Genomic DNA, 21,096 nt, shown 5'->3' with positions numbered 1-21,096 from the left:
ACTGGATGGATTGGCTGGCACGCACGTCGCCTCCACGGCGCCGCGGTGTGTGGCTTGAGTCACTGTGGCATGCAGCTGTGTCAGGGAAGACCGTTTGTCTCACCCAGTGAGACGCAGCGGCTCAGGTGCGGCCAATGCCGCCCTATGGTGCAGCTTGTGAAGCCGGAGAAAACCCCCTGGACCAGGGCGGCTGGCGTTACGGACCGCTCACTCGAAGGGAGTGCCCGATGAGCCGACCGACCCCCGACTCGATGAAGCGCGAGACCGCCGATCGGATGGGTGCGGCGTTCGCGTCGATCGCTGCCGGCAATGGCAACGCGGCTGAGGTCCGGGCCAAGTTGAAGGCCAGTCGCCGGCCGGCTGTCCCGGTTCCGGTGGCGCGCATCGAGGATCGCCTCATTCCGGGCCCGGATGGAGCGACGTCGCTGCCGGTGCGGATCTACTACCCGGCCAGTGCGGGCGAATCCGGCGAACGGCCGCCGGTGCTGGTCTACTTCCACGGCGGCGGATTCGTGCTGTGCGACCTGGACTCGCACGACTCGTGCTGCCGACGCCTGGCGAACGGATCGGGGGCCGTGGTGGTGTCGGTCGACTACCGGTTGGCGCCTGAACACCCGTTCCCGGCGGCCGTGCATGACGCCTGGTCTGCCACCGAATGGGTGGCCGGTCACGCCGACGAACTCGGCGCCGACGCGGCGCGGCTGGTGATCGCCGGGGACAGTGCCGGCGGCAATCTCGCCGCCGTGGTGGCCATGCTGGCCCGTGATCGAGGCGGACCGAAGATCGCGTTGCAGGTGCTGATCTACCCCGTCGTCGACCAGCGACGGAAGTCGTCGACGGCCAGCGAGCACGCCAAAAATGGCGTACTCACCGGGTCGCATATGCAGTGGTTCACCGAGCAGTATCTCGGCCGTGAAGGCGACCGTAGCAATGTGCTGGCCTCGCCGATTCTCGGCGAATTCGCCGGGCTGCCACCCGCGCACGTTGTGACCGGAGCGCTGGACCCGTTGTGCGAGGAAGGCGAAGACTTCGCGGGCCGGCTTCGCGGCGCTGGGGTTCCGGCCACGGTACGGCGCTATGACGAGGGCTTCCACGGCTTCTTCAACCTGGCCGACCACCTGCCGTTGGCTCGTGAAGCCAACGAAGACGTGTGTGTCGTCCTGCGCAATGCCTTAGGCAACAAGACATCTGACCATCTCTCACAGACCTAGCGGAAGAAGAAAGGGCGCGATGAAACTGCAGAACAGCCGGGTGCTCGTCACCGGCGCCAGCCGTGGGCTCGGCAAGCGCATCGCCGAAGTGCTGACCGCGCATGGCTGCGCAGTGGCACTGGCGGCGCGCGACGGTGCCGCCCTCGATGTATTGGCCAAAGAACTGGGCGGGAAGGCCTATCCGGCCGACTTGGGCGACCCGTCGGCAGTGGAGGGCCTCATCGACCGGGTCGAGGCAGACGGTCCGGTGGACATCTTGATCAACAACGCAGGCGTCGACCACGTCGGCAGGTTTCACGAGGCGAGCCCTGAACAGGTACGGAATCTGCTGCAGGTCAACCTGGCGGCGCCGATGGAACTGTGCCGCCAGGTGATACCGGGGATGGTGCGGCGCGGTCGCGGCCATATCGTCAACGTGTCGTCGATGGGCGCCATCTCCCAGGGGCCTGGACTGACGCTGTACGGGTCGTCGAAGGCGGGGCTGAGCCACTTCACCGCCGGCATCCGCGGGGAGTTACGGGGCAAGCCGGTCGGCACCACGCTGGTGCAGATCGGCGAGGTCAAGACGGACATGATCGACCATATCCGGGCATTCGGCCCGGCCCGACGCACCATCGAGCGGTCCATTCGGTGGCGGATGATTCCGCGCGAATCGCTTGACCCGGTGGCGGTATCGGAGGCCATCGCGGTGGCGATCGAACGCAACCGCCGGCACGTCATCATGCCGCGAAACATCGTTCCGATGGCGAAGTTCACCGAGTTCCCTCGGCGCGTTTCGGAACTGATGTTGACCGGTATCGATCAGGATCGCGACTGATGGCCGGTGTGGATCTGACCGGGAAGGTCGCCATCATCACCGGGGCCGCACGCGGGCAGGGCGCCGCTGAGGCCCGGTTGTTCACCGAGCTCGGTGCCCACGTGGTGCTCACCGATGTACTGGCCGACGAAGGGGAGCGCATCGCCACCGAACTCGGGGCTCGGTTCGTGCGCCACGATGTCGGCGACGAGGCCGGGTGGAAGAGCGTGGTCGAGACTGCGGTCAGCGAATTCGGGCGCCTGGACGTGTTGGTCAACAACGCCGCGATCTGCCAGTCGATTCCGCTCATCGAGCAGTCCGCCGCGGGTTTCAACGCGATGTTGCGGGTCAACCTCATCGGGGCGTTTCTGGGTGTCAAGGCGGTGGTGGAGCCGATGCAGGCCAGTGGCGGCGGGTCGGTGATCAATGTGTCATCACAAGCCGGGCTACAGGGTCTAGCCGGCTACAGCGCCTACGGGGCGTCGAAGTGGGGACTGCGCGGCATGACGAAGGTCGCCGCAATCGAATTGGGGCCCTACGGGATTCGAGTCAACTCAGTACACCCCGGCATGATCGACACCCCGATGGTCGCGCACCTGCGCGTCCGGCCCGGGCCGGGGCGACACCCCGCAGCGCCGCTGACCCGCATCGGGCTGCCCTCCGAAGTCGCCGACGTGGTCGCGTTCTTGGCCTCGGATGCCTCGGCGTATGTGACCGGAGCCGAACTGGCGGTCGACGGCGGGGCGAGCGCGGGCAAGATCCCGACCCCGGCACCGTGACCGGCGGGCCCCGGCGTTAGCGTGTCTAAAGACTTTCAGGATCTTTGAGGAGACACATGCCGGCCGAGTTGAGCCACGACGAGACCCTGCGCGAGGTCACCACCGAGCAAGGGGTGCTGCGCTACCACGAAGCCGGTGACGGGCCGACGCTGCTGCTGCTGCACGGTTCCGGGCCGGGCGTGACCGGATGGCGCAACTACCGCGGCGTGCTGCCGGCGTTCGCCGAGAACTTCCGCTGCCTGGTGCTGGAGTTCCCCGGGTTCGGGGTCAGCGACGACTTCGGCGGGCATCCAATGGTGACCGCATTCGGCGCGGTGCCGGCCTTCGTTGAAGCGCTGGGTTTGGACCGGTTCAGCATCGTGGGCAACTCGATGGGCGGCGGCGTTGGGATCGGCTACGCGATCGGCAACCCCGACAAGGTGAGCAAGCTGGTGACCATCGGCGGCATCGGCACCAACCTGCTCAGCCCGGGACCGGCCGAGGGCATCCGGTTGCTGCAGGACTTCGTCGACAACCCCAGCCGCGACGCGCTGGTGCGCTGGCTGCACTCGATGGTCTACGACCCCTCGGTGGTCACCGACGAGCTCATCGAGGAGCGGTGGGCTCTGGCCACTGACCCCGACACCCTGGCCAGCGCCCGGCGGATGTACGGCAAGGAAGCCTTCACCAACATGGTGAAGATGATGCAGGCGTCCAAGGGTCCGCTGCCCTGGGCGATGATGCACCGGCTCAAGACGCCGACGCTGGTCACCTGGGGCCGCGACGACCGGGTCAGCCCGCTGGACATGGCCCTGATCCCGATGCGGACCATCCCCGACGCCGAGGTGCACGTGTTCCCCAACTGCGGGCACTGGACCATGATCGAGGCCAAGGACGCCTTCACCCGCGTGGTGCTGGAATACCTGACCCGCGACTGACGCGGTTTATCTGGCCCGCGCAGCTGGCCTTTAGAAGCTGAAGCTGAACAGGGCGTGGTCGTAGAGGCCGAGCCCGGTGAGCAGGTCGGCGATGGTGGCGTCGTCGACGCCGACATTGGTGAGCAGGTCGTTCAGGCTGTCGTTGAGCAGGCTCAGTCCTGAGCCGTTGAGCCCGGCGATCAGGGAGTCGAGGGTGGTGCTCGAAAGGCCGAGCGAATCGACCAGGCCGCCCACCGTGGCACCCGACGGGATCAGTCCGGAACCGAGCAAGTCGCCGAGGGTGCTGTCGTCCAGGCCTAGTCCGCCCAGCAGGCTGGCGACGGACATGTTCAGCGGGAGCGTGGGCAGCAGCTGGTTCAGGGTGACACCGTCCAGCCCCAGGACATCGAGTGCGCTGCTGAGGCTGATGCCGCCGACACCGGCGGCGGGGTCGGTCAGCAGATTCACCACGCCGGGGAAGACCGCGGCATTGGTGAGGCCGGCGAGTTCCAGTAGGCCGCCCAGGGTGGTGATGTTGTTGAGGCCCGGGATCACCCCTACCCACCCCAGCAAGGTGTTGAGGAAGATGGCGTTTCCGCCGAGGTCGGTGAGGATCGTGCTCAGTTGAACGTTGCTCATGCCCAGCCCGCTCACCACGTCGCCGAACGTGACGTTGTTCAGGCCCGGCACGGCGGAGCCCAAGGCGGTGAGGATCGGTGCCAGGTCTTTCAGCTCCATGTCACCGAAGCCCAGGCCGGTCACCAACTGGTCCAGGGTGACGCCGCCCAAACCGAGGCCGTCGACCAGGCCAAGGGCCAGGGCGCCGACGTTCAGGCCACCCAGGCCCAGGCCGTCGACCAGACCGCCGAGCGTGACACTGTCCAAGCCGAGCCCGTCGACCAGTCCGTTGAGCAGACCGGCCAGTCCGATGTCGGACAGTCCGAGACCACTGACCAGCGTCCCCACCGTGGTGTGGCCCAGTCCGAGGCCGTTGATCAGGCCGGGGAGCAAGTCGCTGAGCTGGTCATCGCCCATGCCCAAGAAATTGACGATCTGCGCCAGCGTGACGTTCCCCAAGCCGAGCATGTCGGCCATCGGGCCGAGGGGGAATAACCCGACGGTGCCGTCGTCGATGACGATGAAGCCGAGGTTGGTGGCGGCGGCGGACGAGGCGACCGCGGTGAGTTCGACCGGCCGGTGCTGGAGGATCTCCAGTTGCGGCGCTGCGGGTGCGACGGCGACGAGGGCGGCGCTGGTGATCGCGAGGCTGCCGGTGATAAACGGGTTGAGCGTCAGCTGCATGGTTCTTCTTCCCCCAAAAAGTCGAATGAACTGCCTGCAGCCTGAGAGCCTATACGGGTTTTCGTAAGAAAAAGCGCAGGAAACGTGAAGTGGGATATCCGGCACTCAACGCGTGAAGGGTCCGCGAGTTTGCTGTACCAGGCGTCCATGTCGGGCGAAACGGACCGGGCAACGACGTCTGATTGCTGCGTCCGGCTGCTTACCGGCGGGGCAAGGTAGACCGGTGGGAGCGGGCGGATCGGGCGGCATCACCCCGTCGTACAATCGCCATGGCTCATTGAGCCGTCCCCGGCCGCGTTAGCTCAGTTGGTAGAGCGTCGCTCTTGTAAAGCGGATGTCGAGAGTTCGAGTCTCTCACGCGGCTCCATTCGGTGGCGCCGTTCTTGTCGGTACTGCTGGATAGCGTCCGTCTCATGACGGTGACCTGTCTTGGGTGCGGCGTCGACTTTGAAGGCCGTCGGCTAAGGGTGTTCTGCAGCAATGCATGTCAACAGTCACACCGCAGACGCCAGCTCTTGGAAGCCTGGCTCGACACCGGAGCCTGCGGTCGCACGTCGTACCTCGGCAACTATGTCCGGGACTACCTCATCGAGCAGCAGGGCGGTTGTTGTGCGATCTGCGGCATCGAGGGCACTTGGAACGGCGTGACTTTGACGCTGATCATCGACCACATTGATGGAGATGCAAGCAACAATCGTCGTGAGAATCTGCGCCTCGTTTGTCCCAACTGTGACAGCCAGCTGCCGACGTACAAGGCGAGGAATCGCGGCAAGGGGCGCTATTGCCGGCGACAGCGGTACGCCGATGGCCTGTCGTATTGAGGCTCCTGCCTCCTAAGTCGGGTCGTGGCGGGCCGTCGCCGGCGGGCTCAACTCTGTGGTTCGGTCGGGTCGTGGTCGATCACCCGTTGGGAGCGCACCGTCCGGGCCGACGAACGCCGGCTGGATCGGCGTGGCAGCAGGGGGATGCGTTCGGCGATGTTGCTCAGCGGATTGACCACCAGCGTCAGCGCTATCACCGCCTCCTGCAGGGTCTCGATCGCCGGTTCCAGGGCTTCCATCCCGGGGGCCAGCCGGCTCAGCGTGTCCGCGACACCTGCGAGCTGCTCCAGGGGCCCGTTGCGCGCGGTCAGCTTGTCGATCAGCCCACCTTCGGACAGCAGTCGATCAGCCAAGCCGTCTTCGGCCAGCAGTCGTTCGATCAGTCCGTCTTCGTCGGTCAGTTGATCCACCAGGCCGCCGGGTTGCAGGGCCCGCTGCAGCCCGCCACCCTCGGCGGTGAGCCGGTCGATCACTCCGCCCGGCCCGGTCAGTTGGTCGACTAGGCCGCCGGGCGCCAGCAGCCGGTCGGCCGGCCCGCCCGGTGCCAGCGCACGCCCCAGCGGCGCATCGTCATCCATCAACTTGGCCAGCCGGTTGGCCCGGGCGATGGTGTCGTCCAGGCCCAGCATGTGTGCCATCGAGCTGTTTGCGCCCTGCTTTCCGGCATCGCCGAGAGCCTGGCGGGCTAATCCGAGCGCCGTCGTGGCGACGCCGAGACTGGCATCGGCGATCGACAGGCCGACGCGCGCCGGGGCGGTGGACAGGGCAATAAGCTGTTTGACCAGGCTCACCAGGCCAGTCTAGGGGGCACTGGGAGCGGGTATCAGCTAGTTTGATTGACAGTAAACATACAGCCGATATCCAGGTGGTTTTCACCGGACCGCGAGGGAATTGACGCTATGGGAGCAACACCTGCGCATGACGCTGCACCGGAGGCCCGCGTGCTGGTCGTCGATGACGAGACCAACATTGTGGAGCTGCTGTCGGTCAGTCTGAAATTCCAGGGTTTCGAGGTCTACACGGCCTCCAGCGGGCCGGCAGCGCTGGACCGCGCACGCGAGATTCGTCCGGACGCGGTGATCCTCGACGTGATGATGCCGGGCATGGACGGATTCGGGGTGCTGCGCCGACTGCGTGCCGACGGCATCGACGCCCCGGCCCTGTTCTTGACCGCGCGGGACTCGCTGCAGGACAAGATCACCGGGTTGACCCTCGGCGGCGACGACTACGTGACCAAGCCGTTCAGCCTGGAGGAGGTGGTGGCGCGGCTGCGGGTCATCCTGCGCCGGGCGGGCAAGGGCGCCCAGGAACCGCGCAACTCCCGGCTCACGTTCGCCGACATCGAACTCGATGAGGACACCCACGAAGTGTGGAAGGCGGGGCAGCCGGTCTCGTTGTCGCCCACCGAGTTCACGCTGTTGCGCTACTTTGTGATCAATGCCGGCACGGTGTTGAGCAAGCCGAAGATTCTGGACCACGTGTGGCGCTATGACTTCGGCGGCGACGTCAACGTGGTGGAGTCTTACGTCTCCTACCTACGGCGCAAGATCGACACCGGCGAGAAGCGCCTGCTCCATACGCTGCGTGGGGTCGGTTATGTGTTGCGCGAGCCGCGATGAACGCGAGCCGCGACGAACGACTGTGGCCGGTGAGGGCCGGAAACGGGTTATAGGTCGAAACATATGGGGACGGTCAAACCCCTTCGGGACATCTTGCCGCTGAAAGTCAGCCTGGTCGCTGCCACCTTGGCGATGGTGGCCATCGGGTTGCTGGCGCAGGGGTACGCCGTGACCACGATCTTGCGGCACCGGCTGATCGGCCGGATCGACGCCACGCTTATCGACGCCGCCCACGGCTGGGCGCTGGAACAGCGCGGGCGGCTGCCGTCGAGGGAGGGGGAGGACCCCAATCCCGGCCGGCCACCGACGAGCTTCTATGTCCGTGACGTCGACCCCGACGGCAGCATCTGGACCGTCGTCAACGACCAGAACGCCGAGCCGTTGCTGCCGCCGGATAACGACGTGGGGTCGGTGCCGATCACGATCGGCTCCGTCGACGGATCGGGCGTGCAGTGGCGGGCGTTGTCGGTGCACGGCGAGAACGGCAGGCTGATCACTGTGGCCAGGGATCTGTCCGATCCCCGGGCCACGCTGCGTTACCTGGCCTGGTGGCGGGTGACGATCGGCGTCGGGGTGCTGCTGGTGCTGGGCGCCGCCGGCTACGTGGTGGTCAACCGCAGCCTGCGGCCGCTGGCCGAGGTCGAACGGACCGCGGCCGCAATCGCTGCCGGTCAGTTGGACAGTCGTGTGCCCGAACGTGATCCGCGTACCGAAGTCGGACGCCTCACGTTGGCCCTCAACGGCATGCTGGCGCAGATCCAGGAGGCCGTGGCCTCGTCGGCGAACTCGGCGGAGAGCGCGCGTATCTCCGAGGAACGGATGCGGCGGTTCATCACCGATGCCAGCCACGAACTGCGCACCCCGCTGACCACGATTCGCGGTTTCGCCGAGCTGTACCGGCAGGGCGCGGCCCGCGATGTGGAGCTGCTGATGTCACGCATCGAAAGCGAAGCCCGCCGAATGGGCCTGCTCGTCGAGGACCTGCTGCTGCTGGCCAGAACCGATGCTCAGCGTCCGCTGGAGCGCCATTGGGTCGACCTGTTGGTATTGGCCACCGACGCGGTGCACGATGCCCGGGCCATCGCACCGAATCGCACCATCGAACTCGAGGTCTTCGACGGCCCCGGGACCCCGGAAGTGCTCGGCGACGAAGCGCGGCTGCGGCAGGTGCTGAGCAACTTGGTGTCCAATGCACTGCAGCACACCCCGGACGGGACCGCGATCACCGTGCGGGTCGGCACCGAGGGCGACGACGCCATCCTCGAGGTCGTCGACCAGGGGCCCGGGATGAGTGAGCAGGATGTGGAGCGGGTCTTCGAACGGTTCTTCCGGACCGACTCATCGCGGGCGCGGGCCAGCGGCGGCACCGGGTTGGGGCTGTCGATCGTCGACTCGCTGACCCGGGCGCACCACGGCTCGGTGACCGTCAGTTCGCCGCCGGGCCAGGGCTGCACGTTCCGGGTGTCGCTGCCGCGCCTTGCCGACACCTCGGCTCGTGCGGCCGAGTTGCCCGCTGAGATCGTCTGAGTCTCAGTCCAGTTCGGCCAGCGCGGCCTTGATCTTGGCCTGCGCCTCGTCGAGCGATTCCGCTGACGGATTGCGATCCACGCCGGCGAAGCCGAAGTCGGACAGGCTGCGGGTCGGAAAGACATGGACATGCAGGTGGGGAACTTCTAGGCCGGCGATGATCATGCCGGCCCGCTCGGTGTCGAACGCTGCGCACACCGCTTTGCCGATCTTCTGCGCCACCGCCATCACCTTGTTGAGCGCCGCGTTGTCAATGTTCTGCCACCCGTCGATCTCGGCGCGGGGCACCACCAGGGTGTGGCCCTGGGTCATCGGTTCGATGGTCAAGAAGGCGACGACGTCGTCGTCCTCGTAGACGAATCGGCCCGGCAGCTCCCGGTTGATGATTTTGGTGAACACGGTGGTCATGGGTCCAGCATATGCGCCGAGTGCCAGATTAAACGGCCGCTGCTGCGTATTATCGAGGACGAGTTGATACCCCTGAATATCCGTGGTGCGGGCTTGTCACGCCAGAGGCAAGAGGAGATGAGATGTCATCTGTCGCAACATTTCTCAGCAGTCCTAAGGCAGTGGGAACCTGGAATCTGGATCCCGGGCAGTCAAGTATCCGGTTCCAGAACGGAACCATGTGGGGCGCGCTCAAGGTCCGGGGCGCATTCACCGAATTCAGCGGCAGCGGCGAGATCAAGGACGACAAGACGGTGACGGGCAGGGTCGATATCAAGGCCGCCTCAATCAACACCGGACTGGGCACCCGTGACCACGACCTGCGCCGATCGAACTTCTTCAACACCGACCATTACCCCGACATCACCGTCGTGGTCACCGGCGGGGAGCCGGCCGGCGGCGATGTTGCCCGACTGGACGCCGAACTGACCGTCAAGGGCATCACCGGACCGTTGCCGCTGGAAGTCGAGGTTTCCCCGCTCGAAGACGGTGGGGTCCGGCTGACCACCGAGGCGATCGTCACCCGCAAGCAGTTCGCTGTGGAAGGCAACTTCCTGGGCATGGTCGGCAACCGGACCAGGCTCAAGGCCAGCCTGGTCTTCCGGCGTGCTTAGTCCTTCGTTGACTCTGCGCCTACCAGGCAAAAGTGCGAGTAGGTTGCCTGGTCAGCGCAGAGTCAACCGATGACTTAGCGGTCGGCGTCGGTGTAGCGGATGATGCCGCGAATGTTCTTGCCGTCCAGCATGTCCTGGTAGCCCTCGTTGATCTGCTCCAGCTTGTACTGGCGGGTCACCATGTCATCGAGGTTCAGCTTGCCGACCTGGTACATCGACAGCAGCTGCGGGATGTCGTACTGCGGGTTGCCGCCGCCGAAGATGGTGCCCTGCAGGTTCTTCTGCAGCAGTGTCAGCATCGCCAGGTTGAGCGTCACCTGGTTGTCGAGCATGGACCCCATCGCGGTGAGCACGCAGGTGCCGCCCTTGGCGGTCAAGACCATGTAGTTGTCGACGTCGGCGCCGTGCACCTCGCCGACGGTGACGATCACCTTGCGGGCCATCGCTCCGTGGGTGACCTCCATCATCCCGCCCATCGCGGCGAAGATGTCGGGGTAAACATGCGTGGCGCCGAACTTCAGCGCCTGGTCGCGCTTCCAGTCCACCGGGTCGATGACGAAGATGTTGCGGGCGCCGGCGTTGACCGCGCCCTGCAGTGCCGACATGCCGACCCCGCCGACACCGACGATCGCGACGTCCTCACCCGGGCGGATATCGGCGCTGCGGACAGCCGACCCGTAGCCGGTGGTGACGCCGCAGCCGACCAGGCAGGCCACCTCGAACGGAATCGACGGGTCGATCTTCACGACCGAAGACTTGTGCACCACCATCCACGGCGAGAATGTGCCCAGCAGCGTCATCGGGTAGACGCCCTCGCCGCGCGCGGTGACGCGGAAGGTGCCGTCGCTGACCGCCACGCCGTTGAGCAGTCCGGCGCCCAGGTCGCACAGGTTGCGCAATCCGGACTGACAGGTCGGACAGCTGCCACAGGACGGAATGAAGGACAGCACCACGTGGTCGCCGGGGGCGATGTCTTCCACCCCGGGACCGACCTCGGTGACGATGCCGGCGCCCTCGTGCCCGCCGAGGACCGGAAAGCCGGCCATGGGGATGCTGCCGGTCATCAGGTGGTGGTCGGAGTGGCACATGCCGGCCGCCTCCATCTGAATCTTGACCTCGTCTTTCTGGGGGTCACCGATCTCGATCTCTTCGACCGACCACGGCTTGTTGAACTCCCAGAGCAACGCACCCTTTGTCTTCACCGCGAACCTGCTTTCATTTTGAATTTCTCCGACGTCCGGCAGTCCCCTGCTCGGAGCCTATAACCGACTACCGGGCGGCGGGAAGGTTCGTTGGAACCCCTTCGAACCCTTGGGGTCGGCCTAGCCGTGGTAGGCGACCTGTAGATCTTTGACGCCGTTGATCCAGCCGGAACGCAGTCGTTGCGGCTCGGCCAGCTTCGCAATATCCGGGAGCTGGTTGGCGATTTCGTCGAAGATCAGCCGGATCTCCATCCGGGCCAGGTTGGCGCCGATGCAGTAGTGGGTGCCTTGCCCGCCGAACGCCAGGTGCGGGTTGGGATCACGCAGGATGTCGAAACTGAACGGCCGGTCGAAGACCTCTTCGTCGTAGTTGGCCGAGCTGTAGAACAACCCGACCCGCTGCCCTTTGCCGATGGCCACCCCGCCCAGTTCGGTGTCGACTTTGGCGGTGCGCTGGAAGCAGTGCACCGGGGTAGCCCAGCGCACGATCTCGTCAACGGCGGTCTCGGGCCGCTGCCTCTTGTAGAGCTCCCACTGATCGGGGTTTTCCGCGAACGCGTTGATGCCGTGCGTCATGGCGTTGCGGGTGGTCTCGTTGCCCGCCACCGCCAGCAGGATGACGAAGAATGCGAACTCGGTCTCGCCGAGCGACTCACCGTCGATGTCGGCCTGGACCAGTCGGGTGACGATGTCGTCGGCCGGGCAGCGCCGCCGCTCCTCAGCCATGGTGTAGGCGTAGCCCATCAACTCGGCGTTGGCCATCGCCGGATCGGAGTCGAAATCGGGGTCGTCGGTGTTCATGATCGAGTTGGTCCAGTGGAACAGCTTCTCCCGATCGGCCTCGGGAACCCCGAGCAGATCGGCGATCGCCAACAGCGGCAGTTGCATTGCGATGTCGTCGACGAAATTGCCGCTGTCCTTCTCGGCTGCAGCAGCGACGATGTCGCGCGCCGACTGGGCCAGCTTCTCCTCCAGCGCACTCACGGAGCGGGGCGTGAACAGTCGTGACACCAGCTTGCGCAGTCGGGTGTGCTCGGGCGGGTCATGGTTGATCAACAACGCCTTGGTCAGATCCAGCTGGTCGGCGGAGATGCCGTCGGGCAGGCGCATGACCGCGCCCTTGGCGTTGGTTGACCACACGTCGTTGTCACGCGAGATCTCTTTGATGTGTTGATGTTTGCTGATGACCCAATAGCCGCCGTCATCGAAGATGTTGCTGTGTGACGGCTGTTCGTTCCACCAGATCGGCGCGGTCTTGCGCAGCTCTGCGAACTGGGTGATCGGCATGCCGTGGAGCAGGACGTCCGGGTCGGTGAAATCGAAACCCGAACCGAACGGACAAGCTGATTGCGTTGATGTCAAGACGAACACCTTTGGTTGTCACTGGAGCATGAACCACGCTCGGGCATACACATGATGGCTAGGTGTATGACCGAGTGTCAACCATTTTTGTGCGGAACATCGGTGACCAGACCGCCGTCCATGACGAACTCCGAGCCTGTGGCGTAGGAAGACTCGTCGCTGGCCAAGAACAGCACGAAGGTCGCGACTTCGTCGGAGGTGCCGGGCCGCCCCAGCGGAATGGTCACCATGTCCTCTGGCAGATGCTCGGTCATCGGGGTGCGGATGAACCCGGGGTGCAGCGAGTTGACCCGAATGTTGTGGCGGGCCAGTTCGAGAGCGGCGGACTTGGTCAGTCCGCGCACCGCCCATTTCGAGGCCACATAGGGGTGCACAAAAGGTGCACCGCGCAGACCCTCGATCGAGGACACATTGATGATGGATCCGCCGCCGGCGGCGATCATCGAATCGATGGAGGCGCGCATCCCCAGGAATGTGCCGTTGAGATTCACGTCAATGACGTTGTGCCACTGGTCCAGATCGAACTTGCGCAGCGGCCCCAGTGCGACGGTCCCGGCATTGTTGACCAACACGTTCAGCTTCCCGAACGTCTCGACCGCGACGCTCACCGCGGCGGCCCACTGCTCCGGGTCCCGGACATCGAGATGCACATAGCGGGCGGCGTCACCCAGTTCTGCCGCGAGCGCCGCGCCCTCTTCGTCCAGCACATCGCCGATGACCACCTTGGCGCCCTCGTCGACCAACATCCGGGCGTCAGCCGCGCCCATACCGCGCGCACCCCCGCTGATCAGGGCTACCTTGTCGTCTACACGCCCCATGCGCATTCCGCCTTTCAGTCCAGTGCTGGTGGTTGTCTTCGGTGTCTCAGTCGCCGGTTCCCGCGATGACGGCGGGCGCGCCGACCAATGGCAGGTCGAGGGTGGTCACGATGCCGGCCGGTGCGGCGACGACGGCCGGAATCGCGTTGACCACGCGGCCAACACCGACCGCGATCGCGGCGTAGTTGTGATCGCCGTGCCCGCTGGTGGGGCAGATGTCGACGGTGTAGGAGGGTTCGCCGGTGATCTCCACGCGATAGGAGCCGCCCGGCTGTGCCGGCTGAGCCCAGTCCGGCCGCAGGTCGCTGCGCAGCCGGGTGACGTGCTCGACCACGATCAGCGGCTTGCCGTCGACGATGCCGTTGATCTCGAACTTGAGTGCGGCGACACCGCCTTTGGGGATATGGCCGGCGGCGATATCGAAGGCCTCGGGCGCCGGCTCGCGCTCCGATGAGTCAGTGATGGCGTCCAGGGTCACGCCCAACCCGGCAGCCAGCTCGCGAATTGTCGCGCCCCAGGCGATGCTCAAGATGCCCGGTTGCAGCAGCATCGGCACGTTGTCGAGCGAATTGCCGAAGCCCATCACGTCGAACATGACCTCGGCGCCGTCGTAGGTCGCGTAATCGGCGATCTCCAGACAACGGATCTGCTCAATGCGTTGGCAGGTGCTGGCGAAGGCCAGCGGGACCATATCGGTGACGAAACCGGGATCGACACCGTTGACGTAGACGCTCGAATTGCCCTGTCGGGCCGCATCTTCGATGGGCGCGATGAACTTGTCCGGGATGACGCCCCAGGGGTACTGCAGCACCCCCGGGGCGGTTCCGATGACATTGATGCCGGCGGCCAGTAGGCGGCAGACGTCTTTGAGAGCGTCGGGTAGCCGAGTGTCACCCATCGCGCAGTAGACCGCGGCCTCGGGCTTGGCGTCGATGATCGTCTCGAAGTCGTCGGTGGCGGTGATGCCGGTGCGAAGGTCGAGACCGGCGAGCTCGCCGGCATCCTTGCCCACCTTGGCTGCCGTCGAGACCCACACTCCGGTGAGCTCGTAGGCGGGATTGGTGATCAGGCCGCGCAGGGCGATGCGCCCGGCGTTGCCGGTACCGATCAGGGCGACGCGTATGGCCACGAGTTCTCCTGGAGTGAGTGGTGTTCTACCAGAGTGGAACCGGAGCTGTTCCCAGCGGGTAGTAGCCGGGCAGCTTCTCGCCGGCCAGGCTGCGCTCGATTCGCTTCTGCATTCCGCTGGAGAGCTTGCCGGCGGTCATCAGGTCCAGGTAGAGCTTCTGGACGTGACCGAAGTCGAAGAAGTCACGCTGCCATTCGATCTTCGCGTCGGCGTTGAGGCGAAACCAGCTGCCACCGATGCCGTAGATCTCCGACTCGACACCGTCTGCGTCCGTCGCGACCTGCTTCCAGAACCCGACGATCTCGCCCTGTTTGTCGTCGATGAGCACCTTTTGGTAGGGGTACTGCCAGTTGTCCAGCCCTTCCATCTCCAGACCCAGTGCGATGTCGCGGATCTCGTCGATCCCGACGCACATGACGTCCTCTTTCGGGCCGATGTTCCAGCCGTAGGTGGCGTCATCGGCGTAGAAGTCGGCCAGCGGCCGCCAGTCGCCGGCCGCTTCGGCGTCGCGGTTGGCCTGCAACCAGCGCTCGACCCAGTCATCGAGCTGTTCGCGGGAAAAAGACGCCATGTTCAATCCTGTTTCTCTTCGATGGACAACGCTCGGGTGGGACAAGACCGTACGGCTGCCTGGATCTGGCGGCGGTCGGAGTCGGGTGGTTCGGAGTCGAGGATCTCGACCTTGCCGTGCTTGGGCACCTGGAAGTAGTCGGGCGCCTCCAGTTCGCACATCGCGTGGCCCTGGCACAGGTCCAGGTCCACCTTCACTGTGTAGCTACCCATTTCAGCGCTCCCTCGGCTTCTACTTGCTGCGCCGGCGGTAGCGCACCTTGGCCGGGCGGGCCAGTTGCACCACCATCTTGGAATGGTCGTTGCGGTAGGTCTCCGGCGGCTGTGACATCTCGAACTCGTACTCGCGCAGCAGAACCGAGAAGATCGCCTTGATCTGCATGGTGGCGAAAGCCGCCCCCACGCAGCGGTGCCGACCGGCCCCGAACGGGATCCACGTCCAGCGGTGGATGACGTCTTCTTCGCGCGGTTCGTTGTAGCGCTCCGGAACGAAGTCGTTGGGCTCGGGGAAGTTCTCCGGAATCCGGTTGGAGACCGCCGGCGAAGCCGCCACCATGTCGCCTTCGTGGATCGGGTAGCCGCAGACCTCGAACTCGCCCTTGGCAACCCGCATCAGAATTATCAGCGGCGGATGCATGCGCAGGGTCTCTTTGAGCACGTTCTCTAGGTTCGGAATCTGGCGCAGCGCATGGAAACTCACCTCGCCACCGTCGGCGTACAGCTCGTCCAGTTCTTTGATCACCGCGGCGTGAGCCTCCGGGTGGCGCAGCATCTCGATCAGCGTCCATGCGCTGGTTCCCGAGCTGGTGTGATGCCCGGCGAACATCATCGAGATGATGATCCCGGTGATCTCGTCGGCGGAGAACCGCGGGTTGCCGTTCTCGTCCGGGATCGACACCATGACGTCGATCATGTCCCGGCGCTTCTTGTCGGACTCCGGGTTGGCCAGTCGGCCGTTCATGATGCCCTGCACCAGTTCGACCAGCTTGACGCGGGCCTCGTCGCGGCGACGGAAGCTCTCGATCGGCAGGTACGGGTCGACGTAGCACAGCGGGTCGGTGCCGTTCTCCAGTTCGTAGTACAGCTGGGCGAATCGGTTGTCGAGTTCTTCGCGGAACTTCCGTCCGATCAGGCACGCGGTCGAGGTGTAGATGGTCAGCTCGGCGAAGAACTCCAGCAGGTCGATTTCGCCCTCGTCGCCCCAGTCGGCGATCATCTGGCGTACTTCGTGCTCGATGGTGCTGGCGTGACGCTTCATGTGTTCGCCGCGAAGTGCGGTGTTGTGCAACATCTCCGCGCGTCGCTCCGGCGGAGCGTCGAACACGACGCCGTTGCCGAAGATCGGGGTCATGAACGGGTAGGCCGCGGCTTGGTCGAGCTCGTCGTCGGTGGAGCGGAAGAAGAACTCGTTGGCTTCGGCGCCGGTCAGCAGCACCACCTTGCGCCCGGCCAGGTCGAACCAGCCGACGTCGCCGCATTCGTCGCGCACGCGCTGCATCAACGCGATCGGGTCGGTGCGGAATTCTTCGAGGTGGCCGTGCTCGGCCTCGCCCCCGGAGACCCGGGGAACCTCAGTGGCTAGCGCCATTGGCGCCACTCCTCCTCCGCCAGCTACGCGAGCTCCGCTGGCGGCATCGTCGATGTCGCGGCTCATTTCGGCATTCCTTCCTCGCCCAGTTGCAGGTTCTGGCGATCGGAGTCGGTGTCGCGCAGCGGGGCCTCCGGCTGCACCTCCATGTCGACGATGTGCGCGCCGCGCGGAGTTTCGGCGACGAATGCGATGGCGCGAGCCAGGTCTTGCGGCCGAAGGAAGTAGCTGTGCCGAGCCTGGCCCCACTTGGCCCAGTCCTCGAGCATCGGACCCACCTGCTCGGCGGACAGCTTCCAGCCCATCTCGGTCAGGGTCGGACCGGGGTGGACGATGGAAGCGCGTACTCCGGTGCCCTCCAACTCCATCCGCAGGTTGTGCACCATCGCGACCAGCGCGGCCTTGGCCGCGCCGTAGGCGCCCATGTGCGGACGCTGCTGCAATGCCACGTCGGAGCCGACGAAGATCACGTCGCCGCGTTGGCGGGCGACCATGTCCGGCAGCACCGCGGTGGCCAGCCGGTTGGCGCCGATCAGATGTACCTGGATCTGGTCGTTGAACGCCTCGGTGGGCAGCTCGTGAATGCGTCCGGGGAACATGTCGCCGGCACCGGAGACCAGCAACTCGATCTCGCCCAACGCATCGATGCTGGACGCCACAAAGGATTTCACGGAGTCGGCGTCGGTGACGTCGAGCGGGAACGCGACCGCCTCGCCGCCGTTGTCCCGGATCTTGCTGACCAGGTCGGCGAGTTTGTCGGTACGTCGGGCACCGAGTGCGACGGGGAATCCGCGGCGCGCCAATTCTTCTGCGGTGGCGGCGCCGATACCGGAGGATGCGCCAGTGACGATGGCGGGCCGCCGGTCCGGGGATGGGTCGAAACGTGGCATTTATGCCTCCTTGACGGTGATCGGGAGGTCGGCGAAGCCGCGCACGTTGGATGAATGCACCCGCACGGCGTTGGCCTCGTCGACCTGGTAGTCGCTGATCCGGCTGAAAAGTTCGTCGAGCGCCACCCGGGCCTCCATCCGGGCCAGATGTGCGCCGAGGCAGAAGTGGGCGCCGCTGCCGAAACTGAGCAGCTTGGAACCGATGTCGCGTCCGATCCGGAAGGCGTCGGGGTCGTCGAAGACCCGCTCGTCACGGTTTCCGGAACCGGGCAACAACAGCACCACCGAGTCGGCCGGAATGGTGGTGCCGTGCAGCGTGTAGTCCTCCGCGACGGTGCGGGCCAGGATCTGGCTCGGGGTGTCGTAGCGCAGGGTCTCCTCGACCCACAGCGGGATCCGGGAGCGGTCGGCGAACACCGACGTCAGCTGGTCGCGGTTGCGATGGCCCCAGTAGACGGAGCTGCCGAGCAGCTTGGTGGTGGTCTCGTTGCCGGCGATCACCATCAAGAACAAGAACGCCAGGATCTCCTGGTCGCCAAGCCGGTCGCCGTCGACCTCGGTCTCCAGCAGTGCGGAGGTGAGGTTGTCTGCCGGGTTCTTCTTGAAGTCGGCGATCATCGCGTTGTAGTAGGTCATCAGATCTACCGACGCCTGGATCGCCGACTGGGGCACATCGGTCACCCCGTCTTCGCGGTGCAGCACCCCGTCGGCGAGCTCCCGGATGCGGGCCCGGTCGGCCTCCGGCACACCCATCAGCTCGGAGATGACGTCCATCGGCAGCTTGCCGGCGAAGTCATTGATGAAGTCGAACGAGCAGGTGCCGTCGGAGCCGGGCTGGATCGCGCTGTCGAGATGCTGGCGCGCCAGCCGAACCACCTGGGGTTCGAGCTCGCGGATCCGGCGCGGGGTGAAGCCCTTGGACACCAGGGTGCGAAGCCGCAGGTGCTGCGGATCGTCCATCGCCAAGAACGACATCACCAGCTGGGCGTGGGGGCCGCGGGAGACCGGGTCCAGGGATACCCCGTCCCGGTTGGACAGCGCTTCGCTGTTGCGGAACCCGTGCAGCACGTCCTGGTGACGTGAGATCGCCCAGAAATCGAGCTCTTCGTTGCGGTACACCGGGGCCTCGTCGCGCAGCCGCCGGTAGTAGGGGAACGGGTCCTCGTGGAAGTCGTAGTCGTAGGGGTTGAGGACCGGTGGCTTGGAAGTCTCCGTCTGCAGGCTCATCGTGGTGCTCCTGATTCGAGGATCAGGCTGACGACGTAGGCCAGCCGATCGGTGATCTGGTGGTAGGTGAAAGCGCCGCTGCCGGCGTTGACCAGAGCGCCGAAGAAGGTCATCTCCAGGGCAGAGACCTTCTGGGGGTCCGCGTCCGGGCCGAACGCCGAGACGATGCGGCGGTGGATCTCCGCGCCGATCCGGTCGCGCACCGTGCGGACCGCTGGGTCGCTGTTGCCGCTGAGCAGTGCCGCCGTGCAGGCCGCCGCGACCTCGGGCTCGTCGGCGACCACCAGTGCCAGGTGCCGCAGCGCCTGGTTGACCCGACTCGGCATCGGCTCGTTGACGTCGGTGAAGTACGGGACCTGACGAACCAGGTCCAGATACACCTCGGCGATCAGATGGTTCTTGGAGGAGAAGTAGGTGTAGGCGGTCGCCGGGGCGACCTTGGCGCGCGCAGCGACGGCGCGCACGGTCAGGTCTGCGTAGGACTTCTCCCGCAGCATTTCGACGCCCGCGCGCAGCACCTTGCGGAAGGTCTCCTCCTGGCGCCGGTTCCGGGGAGCGGGTGTGGCGCCAGGAGTTGCGGGGTCGGGAAAGGCAGCGTTCGTCGATGTGACTGCCGCCACCGATTCGCTGGACACGTGTCCAACGTAGCTGAAGGTGGATTTGTTAGGCAAGTCCCCTGGGAAACAACGGTTTCAGGCCAAGAGGGTTGCGGGGGCGCCAACTCTGGGTCTAGGGTTCGAGCCGGTGATAACGGACATGTGTCCATTTTCGCAGTGTTTCTTCACGGGGGACTGCGACCAAGCTGCGGGAGTGAGACGATGGCGCTACTGGCTGACGGCGTGAGCCGGCTGCTTATCGACGGCAAGCTGACCTCGGGCGGAGCCGGCGGCTTCGCCACAATCAACCCGGCCACCGAAGAGGTGCTCGGTGAGGCGGCCAACGCCGACGCCGCCGACATGGATCGCGCGATCGGCGCAGCGCGCCGGGCATTCGACGAGACCGACTGGTCGACCAACACCGAACTGCGGGTGCGCTGCGTACGTCAGTTGCGAGACGCGATGCTCGAGCATGTCGAGGAGCTTCGCGATCTGACGATCGCCGACGTGGGCGCGCCCCGGATGCTGACTGCCGGCGCGCAGCTGGAAGGGCCGATCAACGACCTCAGCTTCGCCGCGGACACCGCCGAAAACTACGAGTGGACACAGGATCTCGGTCAGGCGTCGCCGATGGGTATCCCCACGCGACGCTCGGTGGTGCGCGAGGCGGTGGGCGTCGTCGGCGCCATCACGCCGTGGAACTTCCCGCATCAGATCAACTTGGCCAAGCTGGGTCCGGCGCTGGCCGCAGGCAACACCGTCGTGCTCAAACCCGCACCCGATACTCCGTGGGTCGCCGCGGTGCTCGGAGAGCTGATCGCGGAGAAGACCGACATTCCGCCGGGTGTGGTCAACATCGTCACCTCGACCGACCACGCGCTGGGTGCCACGCTCGCCAAAGACCCACGGGTGGACTTGGTTTCGTTCACCGGATCGACCGCCACCGGCCGCAGCGTGATGGCCGACGCCGCTGCCACCATCAAGAAGGTGTTCCTGGAGTTGGGTGGCAAGTCCGCCTTCCTGGTACTCGACGACGCCGACCTGGCCGCGGCGTGCTCGGTGGCGGGATTCTCGGTCTGCCTGCACGCCGGGCAGGGCTGCGCGATCACCACCCGTCTGGTGGTGCCCCGGGCCCGCTACGACGAGGCGGTCGCCATCGCGGCCGGCACCATGGGCTCGATCAAGGCCGGTGACCCGTCGAAGGCCGGCACCATCTGCGGCCCAGTGATCTCCGCGCGCCAGCGTGACCGGGTGCAGAGCTACCTGGATCTGGCGATCGCCGAGGGCGGCACGTTCGCCTGCGGCGGCGGTCGCCCCGCCGATCAGCCCGCCGGCTTCTTCATCGAGCCCACCGTGATCGCCGGGCTGACCAACGAGGCGCGGGTGGCTCGCGAGGAGATCTTCGGGCCCGTGCTCACCGTGATTCCGCATGACGGCGACGACGACGCGGTGCGCATCGCCAACGACTCGCCCTACGGGTTGTCCGCCACCGTCTATGGCGCCGACGCCGAGCGGGCGGCGGGGGTAGCGGCGCGACTGCGGGCCGGCACCGTCAACGTCAACGGCGGGGTCTGGTACTCCGCGGATATGCCGTTCGGTGGCTACAAGCAGTCCGGCAATGGCCGCGAGATGGGCGTCGCCGGGTTCGAGGAGTACCTGGAAATCAAAGCTATTGCGACAGCAGCGAACTAACGACTAGTAC

At 65.8% G+C, this 21,096-nt stretch carries 22 protein-coding genes and 1 tRNA gene; 10 read left to right on the top strand and 13 right to left on the bottom strand.

What is annotated here, in order from left to right; all coding sequences use genetic code 11:
* The first annotated feature begins 227 nt into the window (after positions 1-227).
* From lipP1 to MJO54_RS20385, 4 genes are read left to right on the top strand one after another with little or no spacing between them, the layout of a single operon-like run.
* Positions 228-1,211 (top strand): LipP1 family hormone-sensitive lipase, encoded by a 984-nt coding sequence (lipP1, locus tag MJO54_RS20400; RefSeq protein WP_234821592.1) that lies wholly within the window; start codon positions 228-230, stop codon positions 1,209-1,211.
* Between the two features lie 19 nt (positions 1,212-1,230).
* Positions 1,231-2,028: an SDR family NAD(P)-dependent oxidoreductase gene (locus tag MJO54_RS20395; protein WP_105295460.1), complete on the top strand. Its 798-nt coding sequence runs from the start codon at positions 1,231-1,233 to the stop codon at positions 2,026-2,028.
* Complete coding sequence (locus MJO54_RS20390; protein ID WP_046284253.1) at positions 2,028-2,786, top strand: glucose 1-dehydrogenase; 759 nt, start codon at positions 2,028-2,030, stop codon at positions 2,784-2,786. The genes MJO54_RS20395 and MJO54_RS20390 overlap by 1 nt, the downstream gene beginning before the upstream one ends.
* A gap of 56 nt (positions 2,787-2,842) precedes the next feature.
* Positions 2,843-3,703 carry an alpha/beta fold hydrolase gene (locus MJO54_RS20385; protein WP_105295459.1) on the top strand — a complete coding sequence of 287 codons (861 nt, stop codon included), beginning with the start codon at positions 2,843-2,845 and terminating at the stop codon, positions 3,701-3,703.
* A gap of 30 nt (positions 3,704-3,733) precedes the next feature.
* On the opposite strand, the gene MJO54_RS20380 is transcribed toward MJO54_RS20385, so the two are convergent.
* Entirely contained in the window at positions 3,734-4,984 is a 1,251-nt protein-coding gene (locus MJO54_RS20380; RefSeq protein ID WP_065153259.1) for a hypothetical protein, read from the bottom strand.
* A 291-nt stretch (positions 4,985-5,275) separates the two neighbouring features.
* Here MJO54_RS20380 and MJO54_RS20375 point away from each other — a divergent pair.
* A tRNA-Thr gene (locus tag MJO54_RS20375) sits at positions 5,276-5,351 on the top strand.
* A gap of 46 nt (positions 5,352-5,397) precedes the next feature.
* Entirely contained in the window at positions 5,398-5,805 is a 408-nt protein-coding gene (locus MJO54_RS20370) for an HNH endonuclease (RefSeq protein ID WP_046284271.1), read from the top strand.
* A gap of 47 nt (positions 5,806-5,852) precedes the next feature.
* On the opposite strand, the gene MJO54_RS20365 is transcribed toward MJO54_RS20370, so the two are convergent.
* Positions 5,853-6,596, bottom strand: a complete 744-nt coding sequence (locus MJO54_RS20365) for a hypothetical protein (RefSeq protein ID WP_046284256.1) — start codon at positions 6,594-6,596, stop codon at positions 5,853-5,855.
* A 108-nt stretch (positions 6,597-6,704) separates the two neighbouring features.
* Between MJO54_RS20365 and MJO54_RS20360 the strand changes: the two genes are divergently transcribed.
* Complete coding sequence (locus MJO54_RS20360; protein WP_046284257.1) at positions 6,705-7,424, top strand: response regulator transcription factor; 720 nt, start codon at positions 6,705-6,707, stop codon at positions 7,422-7,424.
* Between the two features lie 63 nt (positions 7,425-7,487).
* Entirely contained in the window at positions 7,488-8,951 is a 1,464-nt protein-coding gene (locus MJO54_RS20355) for a sensor histidine kinase (protein ID WP_046284258.1), read from the top strand.
* A 3-nt stretch (positions 8,952-8,954) separates the two neighbouring features.
* On the opposite strand, the gene MJO54_RS20350 is transcribed toward MJO54_RS20355, so the two are convergent.
* The gene (locus tag MJO54_RS20350) at positions 8,955-9,359 is read right to left on the bottom strand and encodes an HIT family protein (RefSeq protein ID WP_046284259.1); all 405 of its coding nucleotides are present in this window, start codon (positions 9,357-9,359) and stop codon (positions 8,955-8,957) included.
* Between the two features lie 122 nt (positions 9,360-9,481).
* Between MJO54_RS20350 and MJO54_RS20345 the strand changes: the two genes are divergently transcribed.
* Positions 9,482-10,012 carry a YceI family protein gene (locus MJO54_RS20345; protein ID WP_046284260.1) on the top strand — a complete coding sequence of 177 codons (531 nt, stop codon included), beginning with the start codon at positions 9,482-9,484 and terminating at the stop codon, positions 10,010-10,012.
* A 74-nt stretch (positions 10,013-10,086) separates the two neighbouring features.
* Here the strand turns inward: MJO54_RS20345 and MJO54_RS20340 are convergent, their stop codons facing one another.
* The 10 genes from MJO54_RS20340 to MJO54_RS20295 all read right to left on the bottom strand — a co-directional run bounded on the left by MJO54_RS20340 (position 10,087) and on the right by MJO54_RS20295 (position 19,433).
* Positions 10,087-11,214 carry an NDMA-dependent alcohol dehydrogenase gene (locus tag MJO54_RS20340; RefSeq protein ID WP_064889177.1) on the bottom strand — a complete coding sequence of 376 codons (1,128 nt, stop codon included), beginning with the start codon at positions 11,212-11,214 and terminating at the stop codon, positions 10,087-10,089.
* A 120-nt stretch (positions 11,215-11,334) separates the two neighbouring features.
* Positions 11,335-12,585 carry a cytochrome P450 gene (locus MJO54_RS20335; RefSeq protein ID WP_396876899.1) on the bottom strand — a complete coding sequence of 417 codons (1,251 nt, stop codon included), beginning with the start codon at positions 12,583-12,585 and terminating at the stop codon, positions 11,335-11,337.
* Positions 12,586-12,653: 68 nt separating this feature from the next.
* The gene (locus tag MJO54_RS20330; RefSeq protein ID WP_046284273.1) at positions 12,654-13,394 is read right to left on the bottom strand and encodes a glucose 1-dehydrogenase; all 741 of its coding nucleotides are present in this window, start codon (positions 13,392-13,394) and stop codon (positions 12,654-12,656) included.
* Positions 13,395-13,440: 46 nt separating this feature from the next.
* Complete coding sequence (locus MJO54_RS20325; protein WP_064889176.1) at positions 13,441-14,523, bottom strand: NAD(P)H-dependent amine dehydrogenase family protein; 1,083 nt, start codon at positions 14,521-14,523, stop codon at positions 13,441-13,443.
* Between the two features lie 25 nt (positions 14,524-14,548).
* Positions 14,549-15,094, bottom strand: a complete 546-nt coding sequence (locus MJO54_RS20320; RefSeq protein WP_105295458.1) for a nuclear transport factor 2-like protein — start codon at positions 15,092-15,094, stop codon at positions 14,549-14,551.
* 2 nt (positions 15,095-15,096) lie between these two features.
* The gene (locus tag MJO54_RS20315) at positions 15,097-15,306 is read right to left on the bottom strand and encodes a ferredoxin (protein WP_046284264.1); all 210 of its coding nucleotides are present in this window, start codon (positions 15,304-15,306) and stop codon (positions 15,097-15,099) included.
* A gap of 19 nt (positions 15,307-15,325) precedes the next feature.
* Positions 15,326-16,681, bottom strand: a complete 1,356-nt coding sequence (locus MJO54_RS20310; RefSeq protein ID WP_046284265.1) for a lanosterol 14-alpha demethylase — start codon at positions 16,679-16,681, stop codon at positions 15,326-15,328.
* A gap of 62 nt (positions 16,682-16,743) precedes the next feature.
* Positions 16,744-17,571, bottom strand: a complete 828-nt coding sequence (locus MJO54_RS20305) for an SDR family oxidoreductase (RefSeq protein ID WP_105295457.1) — start codon at positions 17,569-17,571, stop codon at positions 16,744-16,746.
* Positions 17,572-18,798, bottom strand: coding sequence for a cytochrome P450 (locus MJO54_RS20300; protein ID WP_105295456.1), 1,227 nt, complete (start codon positions 18,796-18,798; stop codon positions 17,572-17,574).
* Positions 18,795-19,433, bottom strand: a complete 639-nt coding sequence (locus MJO54_RS20295; RefSeq protein WP_046286457.1) for a TetR family transcriptional regulator — start codon at positions 19,431-19,433, stop codon at positions 18,795-18,797. Before MJO54_RS20295 ends, MJO54_RS20300 begins: the two co-directional genes overlap by 4 nt.
* A 183-nt stretch (positions 19,434-19,616) precedes the next feature.
* Here MJO54_RS20295 and MJO54_RS20290 point away from each other — a divergent pair, with 183 nt between their 5' ends.
* A complete protein-coding gene (locus tag MJO54_RS20290) occupies positions 19,617-21,086 on the top strand; it encodes an aldehyde dehydrogenase (protein ID WP_240175387.1) in 1,470 nt (489 codons plus the stop codon).
* The last annotated feature ends 10 nt before the right edge of the window (positions 21,087-21,096 follow it).

This window comes from Mycolicibacter virginiensis (genome assembly GCF_022374935.2).
Classification (GTDB): domain Bacteria; phylum Actinomycetota; class Actinomycetes; order Mycobacteriales; family Mycobacteriaceae; genus Mycobacterium; species Mycobacterium virginiense.
The sequence above is the reverse complement of the archived record's forward strand: the minus strand, read 5'-3'. Positions and strand labels throughout refer to the sequence as shown.